The organism is Acinetobacter sp. YH16052, assembly GCF_013417155.1.
Taxonomy (GTDB): Bacteria; Pseudomonadota; Gammaproteobacteria; order Pseudomonadales; family Moraxellaceae; genus Acinetobacter.
Window position 1 is genome coordinate 1 of sequence record NZ_VPEO01000020.1, and the last position, 24,872, is coordinate 24,872.

Sequence of the window (24,872 nt, forward strand, 5' to 3'; positions counted from 1 at the left end):
TAATCAGCGAAGAATTCAAAAAGGCTTGGATTTTAAGACACCAAATCAAATGGCAGAAGACTTTTATCGGTTAGCTGCCTAGAATCTCCCAAGTGAAAGTCTCCTGCTAATTCAGCACACATCAAAGTTCTGGCACAAATCCAGGCACTAAAAGAGATGTATGGGATCCAGAAACATTCACTGGAATTGTTGCTTAATGATCAATGGGATCAGCAGGGAATTGGTTCTAAATGCTAAATAGTCCAGAACTGAAAATAGTGTCCGGCAGCTGGAAGGATTTGGCAGCGCATGCCAAAGCGATTCGTGAAGCCGTGTTTATTCAAGAACAGCATATTGCAGCTGAAGATGAATGGGATGCTGAGGATGCGGTTGCTGTACATTTCATTGTTTTTCAGCAGGATCAGGCGATTGCTACAGCACGCTTATTGTCAAATCACAGTATCGGTCGGGTTGCAGTCCTAACCACAGCACGTGGTTTAGGTGTTGGTCAGCGCTTGATGCAGGCTGTAATTGACTATGCGCGTGCCGAGCAGCGTGGGTTGGTCAAGCTGTCTTCGCAAGTGCACGCCATTGGCTTCTATCAAGCGCTGGGATTCGAAGTTCAAGGTGAGGAATATCTGGATTGTGGTATTCCGCATATTGATATGTATTTAAAACTTTAATTTTCAGCCCTTCAAATATAAAAAAGCGAGGCATTGACCTCGCTTTTTGATGCATAGCCTGAATTTGAATTAGTGGCCATGCGCTGCATTTGAGCTGTGCTCGGCATTATCCATATTGGCATGTTCTTCAGCTGACATATTGTGTTCAGCGGCTGTCGTACCTGGATGACCATTGGCAGCTTCACGTGCTTCACGATCTGCTTGCGCTTTGGCAATGGCTTCTGGAGACATCGTCGGTGCATTTTTAAAAGCGTGTTGCTGGGTCGTCTGTTTATTTTGCTGGCTTGGCATGTAATCTGGTTCATTACTTATCGCGAGCCAAAAAATAAGCATGAATAATCCACCTAAAATACAGAAGATGATAAGTGCTTTCCAACCCCAAGGAGATTTTTCAGGTGAACTGTGATCAGTCATAGGTTTTACCCACGTGGATACCAAACTTATGTAACTTTATAACATAAATTGATCAAAAAGCAGATCGAAATCTGTCATCACATGACTCTGTTCAGTGCGTGAAGCAAATCCAGAGGATAAAAAAAGAGGAAACACGTTCCTCTTTTTTATTTAAGTGGCCACACTATTGAATCGGCTGGGCATGTGCTGCGCGATCTTTGAGGAGTTGTGGGGCTTTGAAGCGTTCGCCATACTTATTTTCAAGTACTTTGGCACGGGTCACGGCTTTGGCCAGTCCATACTGATTCAGGAATTGTACAGCACCGCCCGTCCAGGCGGCAAAGCCAATACCAAAAATAGAACCCACATTGGCATCGACGACAGATTCAAGGACACCTTCTTCCAGACAACGTACGGTATCCAGTGCCTGTACAAACAGGAAGCGGTCAATCATTTCCTGTTCAGAAATATCGTTGTCTTTTTTCCAGTGGCTGAGACCAGACCAGAGCTGCTTTTTTGCATCGGCCGGATAATCATAAAAACCTGCGCCTGCAACCTTACCTTTACGGTTAAATTCGTGAATCATGCTGTGAATCACGTCATCCGCAGGTGATTTAGTGATGGTCTGACCTTGTGCTTCTAAAGCTTTGTATCTTTCATTGGCTACATGTTCAGACAAGGTCAAGGATACTTCATCCTGAATTGCCAATGGGCCCACCGGCATACCGGCTTTGAGTGCAGCCATTTCAATTCGCGCTGGATGTACACCTTCTGCCAGCAGGCGTAAACCTTCCTGCACAAAGGTACCAAACACGCGGCTGGTAAAGAAACCACGGCTGTCATTTACCACAACCGGTAATTTGCCAATTTGCTGCACGAAATCGAAAGCTTTGGCCAGCGTTTCTGCCGAGGTATTTTTACCTTTGATAATTTCCACCAGCTGCATTTTATCGACCGGACTGAAGAAATGCAGGCCGATAAAGTTCTGATCATTTTTTGAAGCCTGGGCTAATTCTGTGATCGGCAGGGTCGAGGTATTCGAAGCCATTACGCCGTTGCTGGCAAGATATTGCTCTGCCTCTTGCGTGACTTGAGTCTTGAGCGCGGGATTTTCAAATACGGCTTCAATGATCAGGTCGCAACCGGCTAGATCTGCATTAGATGCAGTTGTTTGAATCAGGCTTAAAACATGATCTCGTTTCTCGGCTGATAAACGCCCTTGAGCGACTTTTTTATCCAGCAGTTTCTGGCTATAGGCTTTGCCTTTTCCAGCCGCTTCTAATGAAATATCTTTCAGAACTACTGGAATGCCTGTGCTGGCAGTCGCGTAGGCGATCCCAGCACCCATCATACCCGCACCTAGAATACCGACTTTAGTGGCTTTCCACCTTTCAAGACCTTGAGGGCGACTGGCGCCGGACTTGATTGCATTCAGACCATGCCAGAAGGTGCCAATCATATTTTTAGAAATTTGACCGGTCGCCAAATAAGTAAAGTAACGCGATTCAATGGTCAGGGCAGTATCGACATCGACCTGTGCACCTTCTACCGCAGCCGACATGATCGCTTCAGGCGCAGGATAACAGCCTTTGGTTTTATCGCGCAGCATCGCCGGAGCAATTGCCAGCATCTGGGCAACTGCTGGTGTCGAAGGGCTACCACCCGGAATTTTATAGCCTTTTACATCGAATGGCTGCTGAGATTTTGGATTGGCTTTGATCCAGGCAATGGCCTTTTTCAACAGTTCATCGGTACTGTCTGCGACCTCATGAATCAGCCCTAAAGATTTAGCTTTATCGACTCCAAATTGTTTGCCTTCCATTAATAAAGGAAGGGCATTTTGCAGACCGAGCAGGCGGATGCTACGGACGATACCACCGCCACCTGGTAATAAACCCAGTGTGACTTCAGGCAGGCCAAATTTGCTTTTAGGGTCATTCAGGGCAATACGATGATGGGCACACAGGGCAATTTCCCAGCCACCGCCAAGCGCCGTGCCATTCAGTGCAGCAACCACAGGAATACCGCGAGTTTCGATATAGCGTAGTTTGGCTTTCATCTCTTCAATCATATTGAAGAATTCAGTTGCATGCTCAGGAGTGGCTTGAATCAGTTCATCCAGATCGCCGCCAGCAAAGAAAGTTTTTTTCGCTGAACGGAAAATAATCCCGGCAATATCTTCATCTGCTTGTAACTGGACAACGACTTCATCTAGTGCCGTACGAAAGTCGGCATTCATGGTATTAGCAGACTGGTTTGGAGAATCAAACGTTAAAATAATAATATTATCTTCATTTTTTTGATATTGAATTGCGCTCATTATTTTTCTCCTTATACCAGTTCAATAATGGTTGCGATGCCCATACCGCCACCCACGCAAAGTGTAGCTAGTCCACGTTTTTTGCCCTGGCGTTCTAACTCATCTAAAAGTGTACCTAAAATCATGGCACCAGTCGCACCGAGTGGATGCCCCATGGCAATGGCACCGCCGTTGACATTGACTTTTGCCGGGTCAACATTGAGTTCACTAATAAATCGCATGACCACCGCAGCAAAGGCTTCATTGACTTCAAACAGGTCAATATCCTCAATCGTGAGTCTGGCTTTAGCCAGAGCTTTACGTGCAGCCGGCGCAGGCCCGGTCAGCATAATGGTCGGATCGGCTCCGACTAACGCCGTGGCCAGTACTTTGGCTCGTGGTTTTAGTCCTTGTTCTTTGACCGCTTGTTCCGATGCGATCAGAACCACAGCTGCACCATCGACAATTCCGGAAGAATTTCCGGCATGATGCACATGATTGACAGCACCGACTTCCGGATACTTTTGCAGGGCGATGGCATCAAAGCCCATTTGCCCCATAGTGGCGAAACTTGGATTAAGTTTACCTAAGCCTTCAGCGGTCGTTATCGGTTTGATGAATTCATCTTTATCCAGAATCACTACACCGGCTTTATCTTTTACCGGGATAACAGAGGCGTTGAAGTAACCATTGGCTTGAGCGGCAGCTGCTTTCTTTTGTGATTGTTCGGCAAACTGGTCTACTTCTGCACGGCTATAACCGTCAATCGTGGCAATTAAATCTGCACCGATACCTTGCGGAATAAAGTCACAGGCCATATTGGTCTCAGGGTCAAGCGCCCAAGGGCCGCCATCAGAACCCATCGCTACGCGGGACATGGATTCGACGCCGCCTGCAACGACCAGATCTTCCCAGCCAGAACGGACTTTTTGTGCGGCCAGATTGACAGCTTCGAGTCCGGAAGCGCAGAAACGGTTGATTTGCACGCCAGCGACATCATTGTCCCAACCCGCAGCAATGGCAGCGGTCTTGGCAATATCGGCACCTTGATCACCTATCGGGGTGACACAGCCAAGCACGATATCATCTACTTTTGCGGTGTCAAACTGATGACGAGCCTGAAGTTCGTTGAGTAAGCCAGTCAATAATGAAATGGGTTTTACCTGATGTAAAGATCCATCTTTTTTGCCTTTTCCGCGTGGCGTACGAATGGCGTCAATAATATATGCCTCGCTCATAGCATGTCCCTTTTATTGATTTGATGAAATTTATTCTAATGACTCGAGTGTAATACTTAATTTTTGAAGTGCAATGACGAGAACGGATCAGATCATTTGAGCGATTTAGCCAATTTTAGTTATAAAAAAGCCTAAGCTAATGCTTAGGCGGAGAGAACTGGTTTTATTATTAAATACTCTTTTGCGGCATCACTTGATTAATGATAGCCATGCAATTGACGATACAGACCCGGGGTTACACCGGTCCATTTCTTGAAGGCACGGTGGAAGGTACTGGTTTCACTGAAACCGACCTGTTGTGCGACATCTTCAAGGGTTAGATCCGGATTAAGTAACAGATGAATTGCGGCATCACGGCGCAGGGCATCTTTCACACCTTGATAGCTTTTGCCTTCGGCTGCCAGACGGCGACGTAAGGTTTGCGGTGATAGATATAACATCGATGCGACATCGTTTAATGTCGGCATTTCTTCGCCAATCTGGCTCTTCAGTACATCACGAATCCGTGAAGTCAATGAGTTGGTATTTTTGAATTTCACCAGCAGTTGGGCAGGCGCTGCTTTCAAAAATTCTTCCAGGGTTTCTTCATTCTGGCGAATTGGTAGGTCCAGATAGTCCGCAGCAAAAGTGATTTCGGTACGTGGCATGTCGAACTGCATCACCGGTGCAAAGAACAGGGCATCATATTCATCGGCATGGTCTGGACGTGGATAACTAAAATGCACGCGTTCCAGTGGCAGGCGACGCTCAATGAGCCAAGACGCCAAGCCATGCCAGATCATCAGCATGCTTTCAGTAATGAAATGATCCGGATCCATTGCATTTGGAATCAGCGGAACCAGACGTGCTTCGTGTTTGTCGCGTTCCAGAGTCACCGACCAGTCATCACCAAAGAGTTTGTAGAACTGGGAAGACAGTTCCAGTGCATCACCCAGAGTTTTGGCATGAATAATGAGCTGGCACATGATCGCAAAAGTACCCAGACGGCGTTGCTGTTTGTCAAAGCCGACATGCTCGTCCTGAGTCACCATCCACAACATTTTTATAAAGCGGGTATATTGTTCAGGTGAAATACGCGCTTTGGGCTGATGCAGCAGTTCTGCTTCAATCCCGACGTGAGACAATAAAGTATCGACATCCATGCCCAGACGCTTAACGCCAGATAAGGCAGCATTGACGAAGTGGATACTGATCGTATCACGACTCATGTTTAATCCTTCAGTCTCTTTAATGTTCACTAATAATTGACCTAAATGACGAAAAATAATAAAGCAATGGCAATTTACAAGAATACCTTTGCCATTTTCTTACATATTAGATTGCCGAAACTATCAAGGTAAATGGCTGAACATGACATTGTTTTTGTGCATTTATGTGCCTAAGATGCTGAAAAAAGCAATATAAGTAGAGCAAATACTCCAATGTCATATGTATTAAAAGGATTGAAAATCCTAGATTTTTCTACACTTTTACCCGGCCCGTTTGCCACATTATATCTTGCTGATTTAGGTGCAGAAGTTGTGCATATTGAATCACCAACCCGACCGGACCTGTTGCGATTAATGCCACCCTTTGCCAATGGACAGGCCACTTCACAAAGTTATTTGAACCGAAACAAGCAATCGGTTGCACTGGATTTGAAAGATCCTGCGAATATTGAACTGGTTAAATCCAAGATTGCAGATTATGACATTGTGATTGAGCAATTCCGTCCCGGTGTAATGCAACGTCTTGGGCTAGACTATCAAACCTTAAGCGAAATTAATCCAAAATTGATTTACTGTTCCATTACCGGTTACGGCCAAACTGGCACATATAAAGATAAGGCAGGGCACGACATTAACTATCTGGCTTTGTCCGGAATTGCCGGACACAGTGGCCGGATTGAAAATGGTCCACCAGCCTTGGGAATTCAGGTCGCCGATGTTGCAGGTGGTTCCATGCATGCCGTGATTGCGATTCTGGCCGCGGTGATTGAACGCCAACAAAGTGGCAAAGGCCAGTATATTGACATTTCCATGACCGATTGTGTGGTAACGATGAGCAATCTGGCAGCTTCTGCCAGTCTGGCTGGCAATCAGCATCAATCTCCAGAATCCGGCTATCTGAATGGTGGAACTTTCTATGATTATTATGAAACTCAGGATGGACGTTATTTGTCGATTGGTAGTCTGGAACCACCATTTATGCAGGGGCTGGCACAGGCTTTAGAGCTGCCGATTCTCCTGGACAAAGGCGCTTCTTATGCCGCTGAAGATCATGCTGTGGTGAAGCAGGCGATTCAGAATAAAATCAAGACCAAGTCATTAGCTGAATGGCAAATGCTGTTTGCCGCGCTGGATGTCTGTGTCGAACCGGTGCTCAGACTTGAGGAAGCGTTACATTCTGATCTGGCTCAGCAGCGGGGATGGATAGTACAGGTGCCACTCAAATCCAGCAGTCAGCAGACCGAAGCACAATTGGCTTGTCCGATTAAATTTTCACGTTCTACGATACGCTATGAGTTTGTAGGACAGCAATTGGGAGAAAGTCAAAATTGGTAATATTCTTAACGTGTTAATTAGATTATTAATGAAATGAGAGGAAATTTTTCCTATATGAAAATAAGTAATAATAATTGAAGATTTTCATCATTATTACTTTAAATTTAATCCAGTGCTGTAAATACCGAGATCCGTGAAACTTTGTCAGGCTTATCAATAAAACCGCTATGAAATATGTATAAAAAGCATTTTATTGATAGTTTTAATCTCGTTATCCTTGCCGGCGATATAATAGAAACTACTAGCTGTACGCCATGTATTTATATACTGATTTTGATCAGCAACTGATTAATGAACGTGTTGCACAGTTCCGTGACCAAACGGAACGTTATTTAGCCGGTAAACTCACTGAAGATGAGTATCGTCCGCTTCGTCTGCAAAATGGTTTGTACGTACAGCGTTATGCGCCAATGTTACGTATTGCCGTGCCTTATGGTTTGATGAACTCAAAACAACTTCGTAAAGTGGCTGATTTGGCAAAAGAATATGACCGTGGCTACGCGCATATTTCGACCCGTCAAAACATCCAGTTTAACTGGCCTGCGCTGGAAAATGTGCCGGATATGCTGGCTGAACTGGCCACTGTGCAAATGCATGCGATTCAGACTTCAGGTAACTGTATCCGTAATACGACGACGGATCAGTATGCCGGTGTGGTTGCAGGTGAAATTGCCGATCCACGTCCGACTTGTGAATTGATCCGTCAATGGTCAACCTTCCATCCGGAATTTGCTTTCTTGCCACGTAAATTCAAGATTGCAGTCTCTGCGCTTGAAGAAACTGACCGTGCAGCCACTGCATTCCACGATATCGGTGTGTATATCGTGCGTAATGAAGCAGGCGAAATGGGCTATAAAATCAAAGTCGGTGGTGGCCTCGGCCGTACGCCAGTGATTGGTAGCTTTATTCGTGAGTTCTTGCCACGTGAAGACCTGATTGCTTATTTGGAAGCAGTACTTCGTGTGTATAACTTGCATGGCCGTCGCGACAACAAATATAAAGCGCGTATCAAGATTCTGGTAAAAGCCTTAACACCAGCAGTATTTGCCGAGAAAGTTGAAGCTGAATTTGAGCATACGATTAAAACACTGAAAATCGATGCAGACACTTTGGCAAAAATGGATGAGAACTTCACGCCATTCGATTATCAAGATTATGCAGATGAAGATTTCACTGAATTGTTCGCGCAATATCCGAAATTCAAACAGTGGTTCAATATCAATACCAATGCACATAAAGTGAAAGGTTATCGTATTGTGACGATTTCACTGAAACGTGCCGGAATTGCACCGGGTGATGTCAGCACCGAAGAAATGAACCTGATTGCAGACCTTGCCGATCAGTACACTTTCGGTGAGCTGCGTACCACGCATGAACAAAACATTTCCCTGGTCGATGTACCACAAAAAGATTTGTTCGCTGTATGGCAAACCCTTGACCAAAATAACCTGGCACGTGCGCATATCGGTTTCTTGACCGACATCATCTGCTGCCCAGGCGGTGACTTCTGTTCATTGGCCAATGCGAAATCCATTCCGATTTCTGAAGCGATTTCCCGCCGTTTTGATGATCTGGATACGATTTATAACCTAGGTAAACTGGATCTGAATATTTCAGGTTGTATGAATGCCTGTGGTCATCACCACGTTGGTAATATTGGTATCTTGGGTGTAGACAAGAAAGGCGCTGAGTTCTACCAGATCACTTTAGGCGGTAATGCCGATCATGATGCTTCGATTGGTGACATTCTTGGGCCATCATTTGCAGCCGAAGTCGTGCCGGATATCGTAGAAGAAATTCTGAATACTTATCTTGACCTGCGTCAGGATGGTGAAGAGTTTATCGATACTTATCGCCGTGTCGGCATTCAACCATTTAAGGAGCGTGCATATGCTTAATACCGCACTTCAAGTGCTCTCTAAAGATGGCACGATTGCAGACAATACCTATCAATTGATTGGTGAAGATGGTGTATTACCCCAAGGTGATGTGGTATTAACTGTTGAACAGGTAGATCAAATTACCAATGTGGCAGGTAAAAAAGCATTGTACTTAACTGTCGATGCTTCTCCTGAAAACCATGAATTTCCACTGGACCAGCTAGATGCAATCTTCATTGAGTTTGCCGGTTTTAATGATGGCCGTGGTTATTCATTTGCAGCACTTCTTCGCCGTCAGGGTTTCCAAGGTGAACTACGAGCCACTGGTGACGTGTTCAAAGATGTGCTGAATTACATGAAGCGTTCTGGTTTCGATACTTTCGTAATTAAAGAAGGTAAAGATATTCAGGAAGCCGCTGCCGGTTTGAATGATTTCAAAAATCCGTATCAGGCATCGACTGCGGTTGCACAGGCACATTATCAAACAGGAGCATAATTTAAATTATGCTCCTGTCAAAAAGCCGGATTGATTCCGGCTTTTTTATATCTTGATTAAAATTCTCAACTTTCTTCAAGTTGACAGTTGATCATCCAGTGAATTCCAAACTGATCGCTAAAGGCAGCATAAAGTGCGCCCCAAAAGGTTTTTTCTAGCGGCATCTCAATTTGACCATTCACCGATAAAGCATTAAAAAGTCGTTGTGCTTCAGCTTGTTCGCTTGCGTCTAAGTTAATTGAAATATAGTGGTTATTACCTTGCGTGAACACGGTATTGGTTTGCGCGCAAAATTGATCATTCGTATCGGATGCCATCAGTTCGGTAAACTCATTGATGGGAAGTGAGATATGTAGAATTTTATTTTTATCCGCTTCAGACAGTGTGACACCTTCTTCGGGTGGCATTTCACCATAACGACTTAGGCTTGAAAATTCGCCGCCAAAAACGGATTTATAAAAGTTAAAGGCCGCTTCAGCCTGACCTTGGAAATTGAGGTAATGATTCAGTTGCATGGGAGAGCTCCCTTTTTATTTTGTTTGTTTTAATCTACGCCACTTTGCGGTATTGCGTGTGAGCAAACTTTATCAAAATGTAAGAATAAAAAATCCCTGCATGTGAAGGGATTTAAAATCCCCCTCCTTTGATAAAGGAGGGGTTAGGGGAGGATTATTTTTCAATTATAGCAATGCATCAATCTATCTCTTGCGCAGTAATACTGCTTACCTTTAGTAAAGGGAGACTTCTTTTAAAGTAATTCAATCGCCACAGCTGTCGCTTCACCACCACCAATACACAGGGCTGCAATCCCTTTTTTTCCACCGGTACGTTTTAGTGCATGAATCAAAGTCAGGATAATACGTGAACCGGTTGAACCCACAGGATGACCGAGTGCACATGCACCACCATTGATGTTGACTTTTTCAGGGTCTAGCTTGAATTCATCCATTGGGCACATGGTGACCATGGCAAAGGCTTCATTGATTTCCCAAAGGTCGACATCAGAAGCGGTCCATCCGGTTTTATCCAGTACTTTCTGGATTGCACCGACTGGAGCAATGGTAAATTCAGATGGATGTTGAGAATTCGATGCATAGGCCACAATTTTGGCTAAAGGATTTAAACCTTTTGCTGCTGCATTGTCAGCCGAGGTAATTACTAAAGCTGATGCACCATCTGAAATCGAGCTGGCATTAGCCGCCGTAATCGTACCGTCTTTAGCAAACGCTGGACGTAAAGTTGGAATTTTATCGATGTTGGCATTAAATGGTTGCTCATCTTTATCAACAACCACATCGCCTTTACGGTTTTTAACTGTTACAGGCACGATTTCATCAGCAAAGTAGCCTTCATTGACCGCAGTTTGCGCACGCTTTAATGAGCGAATCGCAAAATCATCCATCTGCTCGCGGGTATAGCCTTTGGTATTTGCCATATCTTGGGCAAATGAACCCATCAAACGACCTGTTTCAGCATCTTCCAAGCCATCCAGAAACATATGGTCCTTGATTTCACCGTGACCCATACGGAAACCGCTACGTGCTTTTTGCAATACATAAGGCGCATTGGTCATGGATTCCATACCACCGGCAACCACGATATCAGCAGAACCTGCTTTAATCATGTCAGCAGCCTGCATGACGGCTTTCATGCCTGAACCACATAATTTATTAATGGTCACAGCACCAGTAGAATCTGGAAGACCAGCTTGACGCATCGCTTGACGTGCAGGCCCTTGCTTTAAACCTGCCGGGAGTACACAACCCATAATGACTTCTTCAATATCCGCTGGTTGCAGACCCGCACGGGCAATTGCTTCTTTAATGGTGACCGCACCGAGTTCTGGCGCAGTTACACTGGCAAGACTCCCCTGAAAGCCACCCATGGCTGTACGTGCACCATTGACAATTAGGATGTCAGTCATTGTTCTCTCTCCGTATGAGTTTTAATCAATTTTTTCAAACTTAAGCAGTATATTGGAAAAAACTCAGGATTGAAGCGTTAAACGCAGAGAAGCATAAACTGGATAGTTCTGTTAGCAAGACGAGAGACTTTCGATCCGGATATGCCCCATTTTGCTGAGTACAATACGCTGTTGGTTAGAAAGATGGGTAGAACAATAATAAAAACTACCATTTGAACCAATCGGCAAGGCAGTGTGCGCTTGATAAGTGACACTCGATAAACTTAAAGCTCCTCGCCAACTTAAGTTACCGTATTTGAGGTTCAGTGCATCAATATGTAAAATTTGTTCGCCTGTATCGACTTGTCGGTTTTTATTTTTATCAATAAAGACCAGTATATTTTTATTCCATTGATTGGGTTGACAGCTGAGTGAGTCCTGGCTGGGGCAGATCACAATATTCTGGTGAAACACAGCAGCCTGACTGCGTGCATAACGATTAACCGCAGATAATTTGATTGGAATCTGTTTGGCTTCCTGTCTGGAACGATACTCATGGAAGTACGGTAGAGCGATACTGGCTAAAATTGCAATCATTGCAATACAGATAATGAGTTCAACAAAAGTGAAGCCTGTTGTTATTTTTTTATACATAGAGTTACCTGATTTATATATTATTTTTATGAGGAATATGTTATTAATTATGCGTTTTTTATGCTTTGTGGAGCCGAGTAATCAGTCCTTACTTAAGTTTCAAGAAAGTGATTAAAAAATAATTGGCAATCACCATAGGGTATTCAGAATAAAAAATTGAGTAAAAAGTTACCGAATTACAACGGAAATTGTAAGTAATTTTGTCAATAATTTACTTGATTAAATTAATCAAGCACTTGGAAAAATAATAAAGTGTTTGTATGATGCCATGTGAATAGCTTAAGAATAAAACTGGGGTAATAAAAAGCCTATCTCAGGATGGCCTATTGCGGGCTTGAGCTTGAACAACAATTTTTATCTCTGGAGGATAAATCCATGAAAATGAGTCGTATTGCTTTAGCTATGCTTGTAGCTGCACCTTTTGCTGCTGCAAATGCAGGCGTAACTGTTACTCCGTTGATGTTAGGTTATACATTCCAAGACACCCAGCACAACAATAACGGTAATGATGGCGAACTTACTAGTAGTCCTGAATTACAAGACGATTTATTCGTAGGTGCTGCTATTGGTGTTGAATTAACTCCTTGGTTAGGTTTTGAAGCTGAATATAGCCAAGTAAAGGGCGATGTTGACGGTGCTGCTGAAGGTGCAGAATACAAAGGCCAAAATATTGCAGGTAACTTCTACGCAACTTCTGACGTATTTACTGGTAACTATGACAGCAAAGTGAAGCCATACATGCTTCTAGGTGCGGGTCACTACAAATACGAATTTGAAGGTGTGCCACGCGGTACTCGCGGTAATGAAGAAGAAGGTACTCTAGGTAATGCTGGTGTGGGTGCATTCTGGCACATCAACGATGCCTTAGCGCTACGTACTGAAGCTCGTGGTACTTACCACTTTGACGAAAAATTCTGGAACTATACAGCACTTGCTGGTCTTAACGTAGTTCTAGGTGGCCGTTTGAAACCAGCTGCTCCTGTTGTAGAAGTTGCTCCAGTTGAGCCTGTAACTCCGGTTGCTCCAGCTCCACAAGAATTGACTGAAGACCTGAACATGGAACTTCGTGTGTTCTTTGATACCAACAAATCAAATATCAAAGATCAATACAAACCAGAAATCGCAAAAGTTGCTGAGAAGTTAGTTGAATATCCAAATGCTACTGCTCGCATCGAAGGTCACACAGACAACACTGGTCCACGTGCATTAAACGAACGTTTATCTCTAGCTCGTGCTAACTCTGTTAAATCTTCACTTGTGAACGAATACAACGTAGATGCATCTCGTTTGTCTACTCAAGGTTTCGCTTGGGATCAACCGATTGCTGACAACAACACTAAAGAAGGTCGTGCTATGAACCGTCGTGTATTCGCGACGATTACTGGTAGCCGTACTGTTTTAGCTGAACAACCAGCTCAATAATTCGTTATTGAATACTGATTAAAAAAGGCGACTCTCTGGAGTCGCTTTTTTTATGTCTGTATTTTGACTACACTTAGCCTGTTAAGATGTCGTTGAGTAAAAATATGAGTGTCGAAATTCCTGAAGATTTGCAAAATCTGGAAGCCAATAGCGGAATTTTTGCAATATGGATGATTTTTCATCATTATGGCATTGATTTGAATATTCCTGATTTAACTCAGCTCTGTCAACATGACCCTGAAATGGGAAGCTCAAGCATCGCACTTGCAGTTGCTTTAAAGACATTGGGTTTGGATGTCAATTTTTGTACTGAACATGATGCAGATAAACAGCCAATTGAAGTCGATTTCTATCAACAAGCACATCGCTTAAATATTCCTGTTATAGAACAGCCATTGTCTTATGCAGAAATTCAGGAAAATATAGAAGCAGGACGTTTTGTGATTGTGTTCTATGACACCTTAGAGGGAGTAGGGAATCATTCCCTGATATATGAAATTGATGAAAATGAAATTAGCTTCTTTGATAGTTTTGAGTCTATGCCTAAAGAGGTATTTGAGCAGCAACGTCGGGTAGACGGAATTTGCCAGCAAGTGATTGTGATTGATGATCGCAATTTCGTGATGCGTCATAGTTAATTCAAGAAATAAAAAATCAGCCCGTAAGCTGATTTTTTTAATGAATAATTTTTTATTCCTGATCAAGTTTCATCGGCTGCACATCCATCTCTTGATAAGAGACCAGTTTGGTTTTTTTCTTCCATTTGTAGCCGAACCAAATCGCTAGGAATAGCGGAATACTGATATAGGTCGATAACACACCCATCCATTGACCGGCCAAAACATCCTGATAGTTCTGTCCGAGAACAACAATCGCACACAGGATAAATGCAAACCAAGGAGCAAAAGGAAAGAATTTAGCGCGATAAGCCAGATCTTCCAGTTTATAACCTTGAGCCAAATAACCTTTACGGAAACGGTAATGGGAAATGGCAATCCCGAGCCAGACAATAAAGCCACACATCCCTGACATGTTTAGCAGCCAGTTAAAGACTTCCTGTTCACCAAAGAAAGTGGTCAGAAAGCAGAGAGCTGCGATTGCAGTCGTGGCATAGAGTGCATTCATTGGCACACCACGCGGGTCCAGACGCGCAAACATTTTAGGTGCACTACCTTTACGCGCCATATCAAACAGCATACGGGTAGATGAATACATGCCCGAATTACCCGCAGATAGAATAGCGGTCAAGATCACCGCATTCATGATACTGGCGGCAAAGGCAAAACCGGCTTTTTCATACAATAAGGTGAATGGCGAAAGCGCAATATTATCTGTTGCAGCGGCCTGTAATAAACGTGGGTCATTATAGGCAATCAAGGTGCCGATAATGAAAATACATACAATATAAAACAGAAGGATACGCCAGAAAATCTGTTTGATGGCCACCGGAATAGTTTTCTTTGGATCTTTTGATTCACCTGCCGCAACACCGACCATTTCGGTACCTTGAAAGGAGAATCCGGCAATCATGGCCACGCCAATTAATGCCTGGAAACCACCGACAAAGGGTGCATCACCAATGCTCCAGTTGGCAAATGCTTCCGCACCCGGGGTGAGCATGATCTTCACGATCATCCAGATTCCGATGATGATAAAGGCAATGATCGCGAGAACTTTCACCAGAGAAAAGAAAAATTCGGATTCGCCAAAGCCTTTTACTGTCAGGGCATTAATCCCGAAAATAATCGCAAGGAAAATGGCGCTCCAGTACACGCCCGGTATATCGGGAAACCAGAATTTCATAATGAACTGAACGGCAACCAGCTCAAAAGCTACGGTAATGGCCCAGTTGTACCAGTAGTTCCAGCCCAGAGCGAAACCAAAACCACCCTCGACATATTTAGTGCCGTAAGTGAAGAATGCACCTGAGGTCGGGTTATGTGTGGCAAGCTCGCCTAGACTGGTCATCAAGAAATAAATCATGATCCCAATCAGTACATATGCAAGTAGTGCACCGCCTGGTCCAGCGTTGGCAATGGTCGCCCCTGAGGCCAGGAATAGACCTGTACCAATTGATCCGCCAATGGCGATCATATTCAGATGACGAGCACCCAGCTTACGCTGCAGCTGCATCGTGTTTTGCGTTTCGCTCATCATGATTCCTTAACATTTTTTTGAGTGCTGGCGAAGAGCACTTTAAAGCCTTGTTGATCCGCTTTCACTGTACAGCGACCAAAGTTTTGTTCAATCAGGGTCGGGTAGTTCAAGAAACGGTTGGCCACGATCCAAAGCTCACCGCCCGATTTTAAATGACGGCGCGAGATTTTACATAAGGTTTCGCTTGCCGTGTAATCGGTCTCGATTCCCATATGAAAAGGCGGATTACTGACGATGGCATGCAAGAACAAGGGTGCATCTTCAATGCCTGTAACCGCTTTGATTTCAATCTGTTCAGGAGTAAGCTGGTTTTCTGCAAAGGTCATTTGCGTAGAAGCCAGTGCAAAGGCATCGACATCCATGGCAAAAATCCGGTTTTTCGGATTTAATTTTGCCAGATACGCACTAATGACGCCTGCGCCACAGCCAAAGTCAGCAATTTTACCTGAAGTGACTTGTGACAAATAAGGTAATAGTGTGGCAGTACCGACATCCAAACGGTTTTGACTAAAAACGCCCGGAAGTGCACAAATATTCAGATCACCATTTGGTGTAGATACGGTATAGTGCTGCGCCCAGTCTGCAAGTGCTTTTTTCTCGACCGTATGGTCTAGAACCAATTGCCACAGCTGGCAATGACGTGCGCTGTCAAGTTTGAGTGTCTTACCAAAAGGCTGCAACTGTTTGGCTGCACGTTCTATCCCACCTTTCTTTTCACCGACCAAGAAAACACTGCTACCCGGTTTAAGCTGCGCTGCCACATTATGCAGTAAGTAATTTAAGAGTTCTTTAGACTTAGGTACAAAAATAACCGCCTGATCAAACTCACCCTCAGGCATCTCTGCACCAAAATGCACATCTGCTTGTTGTGACTGGAAATATTGAAAATCGTTAAAATTCCATGTCCAGACAGCGGGATTGATAGAGGCATCGAATTCAGCGAGTAGATCATCTGTCGGTGCATTAATCAGTAGGATGCGACCCGACAAAAAATCATATTGTCTTAATAAAACTTCGCTTTTAGGATCCATAGGTATCTCTCCAATATAAAGAACACTGCCTAAGTCTGACCTAGACAGTGTTCTTTGGACATGAAATTACTTCTTTGTTTCAGGAAGTACTACATTCAGAATAAGGGCAGCGATACCACCAGTAGCAACGCCTGAGCTAAAGATATTACGGAATAACTCAGGAAGATGCTCAAGAATTTGTGGAACTTGTGCAACACCTAAACCCAGCGCCAGTGAAATCGCAATAATCAGCAGGGCACGACGGTCCAGATGGACACCAGACAGAATGTTAATACCAGATGCTGCGACTGCACCAAACATCACCATCACTGCACCACCCAGTACCGCTTGCGGAACGGCCTGAATAATACCAGCAACTGCAGGCAGCAAACCAAGAATAACCAGCAAAGCAGCAATCCAGATACCGACATAACGACTTGCTACGCCCGTTAACTGGATTACGCCATTATTTTGTGCAAATACGGAACTCGGGAAGGTGTTAAAAATACCGGCAAGGAATGAATTCGCGCCATTTACCAGTACACCGCCTTTAATGCGCTGCATCCATTTTGGACCATCAACTGGCTGGTTGGAAAGCTTTGAAGTCGCAGTGATATCACCAATCGCTTCTAAAGAGGTCACCAGATAGATGAATGCCATCGGAATAAACAGGCTCCAGGAGAAGCTTAAACCGAAATGCATTGGGGTTGGAATCTGTACCAACGGTGCATCTTTTAGACCAGAGAAATCCAGATGCCCCATAAAGCCCGCCAGAACATAACCACAGATTAGGGCGATCAAAATGGCAGAACTTTTTACCCAGGTAATCCGGATACGGTTCAGAATAATAATCAACGCCAAGACGGTACAAGACATGATCAGGTTGTCAGCATTGGCAAAAGTTTTATCGCTCATGGCCTGATAACCACCGCCCATACTGATTAAACCTTCTTTAATTAAGGTCAAACCAATCAGCAGCACGACAATCCCGGTCACCAGCGGTGTAATCAGTTTTTTGATCCAAGGCAGAATTTGTGACACGCCCATTTCAATAAATGCACCTGCAATCACCACACCAAAAATAGAAGCCATGACTGCTTCTACAGGTGTGCCTGCAGCCACCATGGCTGAACCAATACCAATAATTGGACCGATGAAGTTAAAGCTGGTTCCTTGGACAATCAGCAGACCGGCACCAAATGGCCCCACTTTTTTAGACTGTAAAAAAGTCGCGATACCCGAGATCACCAAGGACATGGACAAAATCATGTTGGTGTCTTCTTTGGAAACACCGAGCGCCAAACAAATCAGCAGGCCAGGGGTCACAATCGGGACAATAATCGCCAGTAAGTGCTGGAATGCAGCTAAAAAAGCAATTAATGGTTTTGGTCGATCTTCCAGACCATATACCAGGTCAAGTTGATCTTTAGAAGGAGGAGATTGATTAAAATCAGACATGTGTCAATGCAAATTAAGGCTGGGTGGCGCTATTCTAATCGAGTTACACGTCTTTACAAAATCAAAAAAGCCTCAACGGAGCAAAAAAAGTTGAGGAGTGTGGTTACAGTGACTATAAAAGTTTTGTATTTTTCTGTATAATTTGCCCTCAAATTACATACGCATTGAATTTACATGTCAGATATTAAAACTCTCCGTAACATCGCCATTATTGCGCACGTCGATCATGGTAAAACCACTCTTGTAGACAAACTTTTGCAACAATCAGGTGCTCTCGGTGATCGCGCGGGTGAGATCGAGCGTGTCATGGATTCTGGCGCTATTGAAAGCGAACGTGGTATTACCATTCTTGCAAAAAACACTGCAATCAAATGGTTAGATGAACGTACCAATACTGAATACCGCATTAACATCGTGGACACCCCGGGACACGCCGACTTCGGTGGTGAAGTTGAACGTGTAATGTCGATGGTTGACTGCGTACTTCTTCTTGTAGACTCACAAGAAGGCCCGATGCCACAAACTCGTTTCGTAACGCAAAAAGCGTTCGCACGTGGTTTAAAACCAATCGTGATTATTAACAAAGTCGACAAGCCAAGCGCGCGTCCAGACTGGGTAATTGACCAAGTATTCGATCTGTTCGATAACTTAGGTGCTTCTGACGAGCAGTTAGACTTCCCAGTTGTTTATGCTTCAGGCCTTCGTGGTGTTGCTGGTCCTTCTCCAGAAGAACTTGCTGAAGATATGACTCCGTTGTTCCAAACGATCGTAGACATCGTTGAACCACCAGCGGTTGATGTTGACGGTCCATTCCAAATGCAAGTGTCTTCACTTGACTATAACAGCTTCGTAGGCGTTATCGGTATTGGTCGCATCCAGCGTGGTTCAGTGAAATTAAACACACAAGTAACTGTAATCGATAAAGATGGCAAAACACGTAACGGCCGTATCTTAAAAATCATGGGTTATCATGGTCTAGATCGCGTTGACGTTGAAGAAGCTTCTGCAGGCGATATCGTTTGTGTAACAGGTATCGATGCACTCAACATTTCTGACACCATCTGTGATCCGAAAAATGTTGAAGCTTTACCGCCATTGTCTGTAGATGAACCTACAGTATCGATGACATTCCAGGTAAACAACTCACCGTTTGCTGGTAAAGAAGGTAAGTTCGTAACTTCACGTAATATCCGTGAACGTCTAGACCGCGAATTGATTCACAACGTAGCATTACGTGTTGAAGATACTGATAGTCCAGACCGTTTCAAAGTATCTGGTCGTGGTGAACTTCACCTTTCAGTTCTTATTGAAAACATGCGTCGTGAAGGTTTCGAAATGGGCGTATCTCGTCCACAAGTAATCATCAAAGAAATTGATGGTGAAAAACAAGAGCCATACGAAAACGTTACTTTTGACGTTGAAGAACAGCACCAAGGCGCTGTAATGGAACAAATGGGTCACCGTAAAGGCGAAATGACCAATATGGAAGTTGACGGTAAAGGCCGTATCCGTATTGAAGCAACTGTTCCTTCACGCGGTCTGATTGGTTTCCGTTCTGAATTCCTGACCATGACTTCTGGTACAGGGATCATGACGTCTAGCTTCTCGCACTACGGTCCAATGAAGCAAGGTACTGTTGCAAAACGTCAAAACGGTGTACTGATTTCTATGGTTCAAGGTACTTGCTTGGGCTATGCACTGTTCACACTTCAAGACCGTGGTCGTCTATTCGCGAAACCACAGTTAGAAGTTTATGAAGGTATGATCATCGGTATTAACTCTCGTTCAGACGACATGACAGTTAACCCGACTAAAGCAAAACAGTTAACGAACGTACGTGCTTCTGGTACTGACGATGCGTTGACTCTTGTTCCTGCGATTGAATATACACTTGAGCAAGCACTTGAGTTTATTGAAGATGATGAATTAGTAGAAGTAACACCTAAGTCAATCCGTATCCGTAAGCGTTTCTTGACTGAAAATGAACGTAAACGTAACCGTTCAGGTAAATAATCGCTAGATTATTTCGGGTTTTCAAAAACCGTAATCTTTTCGAAGATTACGGTTTTTTTATATTTACGCTATGCTTAGATCACAATTTACTAAAACGCATTAAACTAAGTCAAAATTAAAAGTATTTATTCAGGTATAATTTGACCCAAAACTTGAAAATAAAATATGGGAGCGGTTATGAGCATTATTAAAGAATTTAAAGAGTTTGCGATCAAAGGCAACATGATGGATCTGGCGATTGGTGTCATCATCGGTGGCGCTTTTAGCAAGATCATCGATTCATTGGTGAAAGACATCATTATGCCTTTAATTACCGTGATTACCGGTGGTGGCGTCGATTTTACGCAAAAATTCTTTATCTTAGGAAGAAACCCAGACAATTTACAATCTTTAGATGCCTTGACTAAGGCGGGTGTGAATGTACTGACTTACGGTAACTTTTTAACGATTTTAATTAATTTCTTAATCTTGGCTTGGGTCGTATTTTTATTGGTTAAATTCATGAATCGTTTACGTAAACAAGAAGGCCCAGTCGAGGAAACTCCGACTACCCCAGCCGATATTGAATTGCTGCGTGAAATTCGTGATGAATTGAAAAAGCGTCCACCTCAAGTCTAATTTTTCTAATCCCCTTTTTATAAAGGGGGAACTCCTTCCTTTGTCAAAGGGAGGTAAGGAGGGATTTATAAATATTAAAAATCCATCCGAAACTTGATTTCGACCAAATGAAAACCGAACTGGCTTTTGACCGGACCATGTAATACACGTTCAGCGGCAGTAAATACCAGTTTATCAATCACTGGAACCAGCTGGCCTTTCTTCACTTCACCTAGCTCACCGCCACGTTTGGCAGAATTACAGGTTGAATACTGTTTTGCGATTTTATTGAAGTCGGCGCCACTTAAAATCTTCTTTTTAAGCTGCTCAGCGGTTTCTTTATCTTTAACCAGAATATGACGCACAATGGCTGTTTTCATGACTTTTCCCCTCGTACAGTTGCCACTTTTTTGATAGGGAGATGAATCTTTTTCAAAGGTTGGCACTCAGGACAAAAAACTGAAGCCCGTTGTCCCAATTTGATATTTTCAAGTGTGGTCTCGCAGTTCACACACATCTCACCGGCACGGCCATAAGCCAGCAGGGTTTGCTGGAAATAACCATTTTCGCCCATAGCATTGGTGTAGTCTCTTAAGGTTGAACCACCCAGATCAATTGCCTGTTTCAAGATGCGCTTGATTTCCAGTACTAAGTTTTCAATCTGCTCAAAACTCAATGTAGAGGCAGGTTGTGCAGGATGAATCCCCAGATTAAACAGACTTTCGGTCGCATAAATATTGCCTACGCCCACCACCACATGGTTATCCATAATTGCAACTTTGGTGCCAATATTTTTATTCTTCAATTTTTCAAATAAATACTCGGCATTAAAGTTCTCGCTTAAGGGTTCTGGCCCCAGCGTGTCAATCAATTTGCTTTGTGATTGTGCATCTAGCCAAAGGATGCAGCCAAAACGGCGAGGGTCATGGTAACGCAGTTCGATATCATCAAACTGAATGATCAGATGGTCATGTTTGCGTAATTCTTCATTGCCATCGCATAGACGGAAACTCCCCGACATGCCTAAATGCCAGAGCATGGTGTCGTGTTCAAACTCCGCCAGAATATATTTAGAACGGCGAGTGAGATTCAGTAATTTTTGCCCCACCAGTTTTTCTATATTATCCGGAATAGGCCAGCGTAAGCTTGACTGACGCACTTCAACACGTTTTACGCGTTGTTCCAATAAAGGCAATAAACTGGTTTTGGTGGTTTCAACTTCTGGTAATTCAGGCATAACACATCAGTGGCGAGGGAGATGCAGCTAATATTGGGTGAATTGGCCGGGATTGCAAGCGTTAATCTGGTTGAAATCGCTGGAAAATAACTGGGGATTTCATCTTTATTTAAGCTGGAATTGTTTAAAGAATAAACTAGGTTTCTATGTTTTTATAGCGAATTTTCTTAGGAGGAAATCGAATGGAAATTATCAATACATTATAAACTAATGAAAAATATATAAATAATTTAAGCTTATTAAAATAAAAATTATATTTTTATGTTTAAGGCATAACTAAAAGTTTAATGAGTAATAAAAAAAATGCTGGGAATTTATATGAAAAGTTATGTAAATTCATGCACCTAATAGCAATTTAAAAACCTTGCTTGTTTTTCTCTCCGAATGTTTAGGTTTTACATGAAATATTTAGGTTTAGCTCTATTGCCTTTAATGGCTGCCATGACAACCGCTCAGGCGGAATCTGCATTTGATCCACAAGGTCGTCAGTATTTACTGGGGGACTGGAATGGTCAACGTACAGAACTGGCCCAACAGGGAATTAAATTTGAAGCCAATCTTTTAACTGATACTGCCTATCTTGCTGATGGTGGTGGTAATGAGGGCGCAGATCCCTTAACTTCTGCCCAATTATGGTTGGGTACTCAATTGGATATGGAAAAGCTGGCAGGATGGAATGGCGTCACTGTACGTGCCGTGATGAGTGCACGTCAGGGTCAAAGTACCTCTGTCCGTGACTTGCAGGATCCTAGTGCACCGCAACTGGCCAATGTACAAGGTACTTTCGGACGTGGTAATCAGGATAGCCGTCTGAGCGAGCTGTCTATTGAAAAGAATTATAAAGAGCAGGGACTCAGTATTAAGGCTGGTCGTCTTGGTCTGGGCATGGACTTTAATGTCATGGCTTGTGATTTTGCCAGTACTGCATTTTGTGCAGCGCAAATGGGAAAATGGCAGGGCAATATCTGGATGAATACGCCTGTAGCACAATGGGGTGCGCGCGTGAAGCAGCAACTCAATCCTGAACTTGCAGTACAAGTCGGTGTGTATGAGTTTAATCCAGATAATGGTAATGGCGCTAAAGAAGGTCAGGGCTGGAGTCTGGATACCGACCATGCCGATGGCGTGACGATTCCGGCAGAAGTCATCTGGACACCGAAATCATGGGTGAACGGCTTGCCAGGCAGCTACCGGGTCGGCGGAATGTATAATACGGCCGATGATGTTGCCAACCAAAAAGATATTGCCAATCCTACTGATGCCAAAAACCGTACCTTTGCAGGCTGGTTAGTTGTAGAACAGCAGTTAACGTCTATAGGTCAGGGCCGTCAGGGTTTGCATTCATTTGCCAACTTTACCTGGCATGACCGCGATACTAACAAAGTAGATAATTCACAACAAATTGGTGTGAAATATATCGGTCTTGCGGACAGCCAACCGAACGACATTTTAGGTCTGGCGGTCAACCGTGTGCATATTAATGACCGGATCAAGAATCTGAATTTTGATGCGAGTGCAGAATACAATATTGAACTGAACTATAGCTATAACGCAACAAAGTGGCTAATGCTGCGTCCAAACCTGCAATATGTCATTAATCCAGGTTCAAGCAACAATGTGGATGATGCACTGGTACTCGGTTTGACTACACGAATCATCTTCTAAAGTTTGATCATTCACGTTATAACTAAACAGGCTCTTGGGAGCCTGTTTTTATTTCTAGAGTGAAACTGTGCAATAAAAAGAGGAAATACAGCGTGGCATTACTATTTCAACCTATTCAATTTGGATCACTGCAACTTCAAAATAAAATCGTAATTGCGCCGATGTGTCAGTACTCTGCAACAGAGCAGGGGGAAATTACCTATTGGCACGAGCAGCAATGGGCCAACTATGCCTTATCGGGTGCAGGTTTATGTATTGTCGAAGCGACTGCGGTACAGCCAGAAGGCCGGATCAGTTATGCCGATCTGGGCTTGTGGAATGACGAACAGGCAATGCAGATCAAGACCTTACTGGAAAAACTCAAATCCATTTCCCCGATGCCTTTTGCTATTCAACTCGCACATGCCGGACGTAAAGCCTCAACAGATAAACCATGGGCAGGTAAAGGTCAGTTTAAGCCGGATGAAGCACATGGCTGGCAAACTGTTTCTGCCAGTGATATTCCTTTTCAGGCAGATGAGCATCCACCTAAGGCCTTAAGCCAGTCGGAAATTGAGCAGGTCGTTGCTGACTTTGCAGAAAGTGCCAAACGTGCAGTTGAGGCTGGTTTTGACCTAATTGAGCTGCATGCAGCGCATGGTTATTTACTGCATCAGTTCATGTCACCACTTTCAAATAAACGTAATGATCAGTATGGCGGCTCACTGGAGAACCGGATTCGCCTGACTCTGGAAGTATTACAAGCCATGAAAGCGGCGGTTCCAGAAGGTTATCCGATTGGAGTACGTATTTCGGCCAGCGATTGGATGGATCAGCCAGATAGCTGGACCATTGATTCTTCAATTGAATTGTCCAAAGCACTAGAAGCTGCGGGTGCTGCTTATATTCATATTTCCAGTGCCGGCTTACATGCTAAACAGAACATCGATGTGAAGCCGAATTATCAGGTGCCTTTTGCAGACGCGATCAAGAAAGTCGTGAGTATTCCCGTGATTGCCGTCGGTTTGATTACTGAAGCTAAGCAGGCAGAAGATATTTTGCAAAAAGGTCAAGCTGATGCCATCGCACTGGCTCGTGCCATTCTTTATGATCCACATTGGCCTTGGCATGCAGCGGCAGCACTTGAGGAAAAAATCAAAATTTCACCGCAATATCTGCGCTGTGCACCGCATGGTTTGAATCACCTGTTTGAGCCTTTTTAACACTGCTTTAGTCTCAGAAATTCTTATAATGGAATATCACTGG

22 protein-coding genes and 1 pseudogene are annotated in these 24,872 nt (G+C 43.7%); 11 read left to right on the forward strand and 12 right to left on the reverse strand.

The features are described from left to right. Positions 1 to 123 precede the first annotated feature (123 nt). Both FTV42_RS17835 and FTV42_RS12690 read left to right on the forward strand, forming a co-directional pair. Positions 124 to 237, forward strand: a pseudogene (locus tag FTV42_RS17835) (hypothetical protein); the annotation flags it as partial. Then, on the forward strand, positions 231 to 662 hold the full coding sequence (locus FTV42_RS12690) for a GNAT family N-acetyltransferase (protein WP_114541056.1): 432 nt from the start codon (positions 231 to 233) through the stop codon (positions 660 to 662). The pseudogene FTV42_RS17835 and the gene FTV42_RS12690, both read left to right, overlap by 7 nt. A 69-nt stretch (positions 663 to 731) precedes the next feature. Here FTV42_RS12690 and FTV42_RS12695 read toward each other — a convergent pair whose 3' ends face one another. The 4 genes from FTV42_RS12695 to FTV42_RS12710 all read right to left on the reverse strand — a co-directional run bounded on the left by FTV42_RS12695 (position 732) and on the right by FTV42_RS12710 (position 5,800). After that, positions 732 to 1,076 carry a hypothetical protein gene (locus tag FTV42_RS12695; RefSeq protein ID WP_005266035.1) on the reverse strand — a complete coding sequence of 115 codons (345 nt, stop codon included), beginning with the start codon at positions 1,074 to 1,076 and terminating at the stop codon, positions 732 to 734. Between the two features lie 163 nt (positions 1,077 to 1,239). Further along, positions 1,240 to 3,375 carry a 3-hydroxyacyl-CoA dehydrogenase NAD-binding domain-containing protein gene (locus tag FTV42_RS12700; protein ID WP_180038972.1) on the reverse strand — a complete coding sequence of 712 codons (2,136 nt, stop codon included), beginning with the start codon at positions 3,373 to 3,375 and terminating at the stop codon, positions 1,240 to 1,242. An 11-nt stretch (positions 3,376 to 3,386) separates the two neighbouring features. Further along, positions 3,387 to 4,592, reverse strand: coding sequence for an acetyl-CoA C-acetyltransferase (locus tag FTV42_RS12705; RefSeq protein WP_180038973.1), 1,206 nt, complete (start codon positions 4,590 to 4,592; stop codon positions 3,387 to 3,389). A gap of 197 nt (positions 4,593 to 4,789) precedes the next feature. Next, the gene (locus tag FTV42_RS12710; protein ID WP_004645946.1) at positions 4,790 to 5,800 is read right to left on the reverse strand and encodes an AraC family transcriptional regulator; all 1,011 of its coding nucleotides are present in this window, start codon (positions 5,798 to 5,800) and stop codon (positions 4,790 to 4,792) included. A gap of 213 nt (positions 5,801 to 6,013) precedes the next feature. Between FTV42_RS12710 and FTV42_RS12715 the strand changes: the two genes are divergently transcribed. The 3 genes from FTV42_RS12715 to FTV42_RS12725 all read left to right on the forward strand — a co-directional run bounded on the left by FTV42_RS12715 (position 6,014) and on the right by FTV42_RS12725 (position 9,511). Continuing rightward, positions 6,014 to 7,135, forward strand: coding sequence for a CaiB/BaiF CoA-transferase family protein (locus tag FTV42_RS12715; protein ID WP_180038974.1), 1,122 nt, complete (start codon positions 6,014 to 6,016; stop codon positions 7,133 to 7,135). A 254-nt stretch (positions 7,136 to 7,389) separates the two neighbouring features. Continuing rightward, complete coding sequence (locus tag FTV42_RS12720; RefSeq protein ID WP_004281706.1) at positions 7,390 to 9,033, forward strand: nitrite/sulfite reductase; 1,644 nt, start codon at positions 7,390 to 7,392, stop codon at positions 9,031 to 9,033. Beyond that, the gene (locus FTV42_RS12725) at positions 9,026 to 9,511 is read left to right on the forward strand and encodes a DUF934 domain-containing protein (RefSeq protein ID WP_180038975.1); all 486 of its coding nucleotides are present in this window, start codon (positions 9,026 to 9,028) and stop codon (positions 9,509 to 9,511) included. The genes FTV42_RS12720 and FTV42_RS12725 overlap by 8 nt, the downstream gene beginning before the upstream one ends. Before the next feature lie 65 nt (positions 9,512 to 9,576). Here FTV42_RS12725 and FTV42_RS12730 read toward each other — a convergent pair whose 3' ends face one another. The 3 genes from FTV42_RS12730 to FTV42_RS12740 form a co-directional block, all read right to left on the reverse strand. Next, positions 9,577 to 10,026, reverse strand: coding sequence for a VOC family protein (locus FTV42_RS12730; RefSeq protein ID WP_005252744.1), 450 nt, complete (start codon positions 10,024 to 10,026; stop codon positions 9,577 to 9,579). Positions 10,027 to 10,259: 233 nt separating this feature from the next. After that, positions 10,260 to 11,435 carry a thiolase family protein gene (locus tag FTV42_RS12735; RefSeq protein ID WP_180038976.1) on the reverse strand — a complete coding sequence of 392 codons (1,176 nt, stop codon included), beginning with the start codon at positions 11,433 to 11,435 and terminating at the stop codon, positions 10,260 to 10,262. A 111-nt stretch (positions 11,436 to 11,546) separates the two neighbouring features. Continuing rightward, entirely contained in the window at positions 11,547 to 12,068 is a 522-nt protein-coding gene (locus FTV42_RS12740) for a GspH/FimT family pseudopilin (protein ID WP_004645939.1), read from the reverse strand. 375 nt (positions 12,069 to 12,443) lie between these two features. On the opposite strand from FTV42_RS12740, the gene omp38 reads away from it, so the two are divergent. Both omp38 and FTV42_RS12750 read left to right on the forward strand, forming a co-directional pair. Then, entirely contained in the window at positions 12,444 to 13,490 is a 1,047-nt protein-coding gene (gene omp38, locus FTV42_RS12745) for an outer membrane protein Omp38 (RefSeq protein WP_180038977.1), read from the forward strand. A gap of 104 nt (positions 13,491 to 13,594) precedes the next feature. Further along, a complete protein-coding gene (locus tag FTV42_RS12750; protein WP_180038978.1) occupies positions 13,595 to 14,128 on the forward strand; it encodes a cysteine peptidase family C39 domain-containing protein in 534 nt (177 codons plus the stop codon). 52 nt (positions 14,129 to 14,180) lie between these two features. Here FTV42_RS12750 and FTV42_RS12755 read toward each other — a convergent pair whose 3' ends face one another. The 3 genes from FTV42_RS12755 to FTV42_RS12765 form a co-directional block, all read right to left on the reverse strand. After that, positions 14,181 to 15,644, reverse strand: coding sequence for an amino acid permease (locus tag FTV42_RS12755; protein ID WP_121980021.1), 1,464 nt, complete (start codon positions 15,642 to 15,644; stop codon positions 14,181 to 14,183). After that, entirely contained in the window at positions 15,644 to 16,678 is a 1,035-nt protein-coding gene (locus tag FTV42_RS12760) for a methyltransferase (RefSeq protein WP_004645935.1), read from the reverse strand. The genes FTV42_RS12755 and FTV42_RS12760 overlap by 1 nt, the downstream gene beginning before the upstream one ends. Positions 16,679 to 16,744: 66 nt before the next feature. Continuing rightward, complete coding sequence (locus FTV42_RS12765) at positions 16,745 to 18,115, reverse strand: uracil-xanthine permease family protein (protein WP_004281715.1); 1,371 nt, start codon at positions 18,113 to 18,115, stop codon at positions 16,745 to 16,747. Between the two features lie 174 nt (positions 18,116 to 18,289). Here FTV42_RS12765 and typA point away from each other — a divergent pair, with 174 nt between their 5' ends. Both typA and mscL read left to right on the forward strand, forming a co-directional pair. Next, positions 18,290 to 20,128 (forward strand): translational GTPase TypA, encoded by a 1,839-nt coding sequence (typA, locus tag FTV42_RS12770; protein ID WP_004281716.1) that lies wholly within the window; start codon positions 18,290 to 18,292, stop codon positions 20,126 to 20,128. 177 nt (positions 20,129 to 20,305) lie between these two features. Next, a complete protein-coding gene (gene mscL, locus FTV42_RS12775) occupies positions 20,306 to 20,746 on the forward strand; it encodes a large conductance mechanosensitive channel protein MscL (RefSeq protein ID WP_180038979.1) in 441 nt (146 codons plus the stop codon). Positions 20,747 to 20,820: 74 nt separating this feature from the next. On the opposite strand, the gene FTV42_RS12780 is transcribed toward mscL, so the two are convergent. Then, on the reverse strand, positions 20,821 to 21,105 hold the full coding sequence (locus FTV42_RS12780; RefSeq protein WP_004281718.1) for a peptidylprolyl isomerase: 285 nt from the start codon (positions 21,103 to 21,105) through the stop codon (positions 20,821 to 20,823). Then, the gene (mutM, locus tag FTV42_RS12785; RefSeq protein WP_180038980.1) at positions 21,102 to 21,962 is read right to left on the reverse strand and encodes a bifunctional DNA-formamidopyrimidine glycosylase/DNA-(apurinic or apyrimidinic site) lyase; all 861 of its coding nucleotides are present in this window, start codon (positions 21,960 to 21,962) and stop codon (positions 21,102 to 21,104) included. Before mutM ends, FTV42_RS12780 begins: the two co-directional genes overlap by 4 nt. Before the next feature lie 399 nt (positions 21,963 to 22,361). Here mutM and FTV42_RS12790 point away from each other — a divergent pair, with 399 nt between their 5' ends. Continuing rightward, entirely contained in the window at positions 22,362 to 23,627 is a 1,266-nt protein-coding gene (locus FTV42_RS12790; protein WP_180038981.1) for a carbohydrate porin, read from the forward strand. 92 nt (positions 23,628 to 23,719) lie between these two features. Beyond that, a complete protein-coding gene (locus tag FTV42_RS12795) occupies positions 23,720 to 24,829 on the forward strand; it encodes an NADH:flavin oxidoreductase/NADH oxidase (protein WP_180038982.1) in 1,110 nt (369 codons plus the stop codon). Positions 24,830 to 24,872: the final 43 nt, after the last annotated feature.

Coding starts and splice junctions, on each gene's coding strand:
- FTV42_RS12690 (WP_114541056.1), top strand. CDS start 231: ATGCTAAATAGTCCAGAACTGAAAATAGTGTCCGGCAGCTGGAAGGAT.
- FTV42_RS12695 (WP_005266035.1), bottom strand. CDS start 1,076: ATGACTGATCACAGTTCACCTGAAAAATCTCCTTGGGGTTGGAAAGCA.
- FTV42_RS12700 (WP_180038972.1), bottom strand. CDS start 3,375: ATGAGCGCAATTCAATATCAAAAAAATGAAGATAATATTATTATTTTA.
- FTV42_RS12705 (WP_180038973.1), bottom strand. CDS start 4,592: ATGAGCGAGGCATATATTATTGACGCCATTCGTACGCCACGCGGAAAA.
- FTV42_RS12710 (WP_004645946.1), bottom strand. CDS start 5,800: ATGAGTCGTGATACGATCAGTATCCACTTCGTCAATGCTGCCTTATCT.
- FTV42_RS12715 (WP_180038974.1), top strand. CDS start 6,014: ATGTCATATGTATTAAAAGGATTGAAAATCCTAGATTTTTCTACACTT.
- FTV42_RS12720 (WP_004281706.1), top strand. CDS start 7,390: ATGTATTTATATACTGATTTTGATCAGCAACTGATTAATGAACGTGTT.
- FTV42_RS12725 (WP_180038975.1), top strand. CDS start 9,026: ATGCTTAATACCGCACTTCAAGTGCTCTCTAAAGATGGCACGATTGCA.
- FTV42_RS12730 (WP_005252744.1), bottom strand. CDS start 10,026: ATGCAACTGAATCATTACCTCAATTTCCAAGGTCAGGCTGAAGCGGCC.
- FTV42_RS12735 (WP_180038976.1), bottom strand. CDS start 11,435: ATGACTGACATCCTAATTGTCAATGGTGCACGTACAGCCATGGGTGGC.
- FTV42_RS12740 (WP_004645939.1), bottom strand. CDS start 12,068: ATGTATAAAAAAATAACAACAGGCTTCACTTTTGTTGAACTCATTATC.
- omp38 (WP_180038977.1), top strand. CDS start 12,444: ATGAAAATGAGTCGTATTGCTTTAGCTATGCTTGTAGCTGCACCTTTT.
- FTV42_RS12750 (WP_180038978.1), top strand. CDS start 13,595: ATGAGTGTCGAAATTCCTGAAGATTTGCAAAATCTGGAAGCCAATAGC.
- FTV42_RS12755 (WP_121980021.1), bottom strand. CDS start 15,644: ATGAGCGAAACGCAAAACACGATGCAGCTGCAGCGTAAGCTGGGTGCT.
- FTV42_RS12760 (WP_004645935.1), bottom strand. CDS start 16,678: ATGGATCCTAAAAGCGAAGTTTTATTAAGACAATATGATTTTTTGTCG.
- FTV42_RS12765 (WP_004281715.1), bottom strand. CDS start 18,115: ATGTCTGATTTTAATCAATCTCCTCCTTCTAAAGATCAACTTGACCTG.
- typA (WP_004281716.1), top strand. CDS start 18,290: ATGTCAGATATTAAAACTCTCCGTAACATCGCCATTATTGCGCACGTC.
- mscL (WP_180038979.1), top strand. CDS start 20,306: ATGAGCATTATTAAAGAATTTAAAGAGTTTGCGATCAAAGGCAACATG.
- FTV42_RS12780 (WP_004281718.1), bottom strand. CDS start 21,105: ATGAAAACAGCCATTGTGCGTCATATTCTGGTTAAAGATAAAGAAACC.
- mutM (WP_180038980.1), bottom strand. CDS start 21,962: ATGCCTGAATTACCAGAAGTTGAAACCACCAAAACCAGTTTATTGCCT.
- FTV42_RS12790 (WP_180038981.1), top strand. CDS start 22,362: ATGAAATATTTAGGTTTAGCTCTATTGCCTTTAATGGCTGCCATGACA.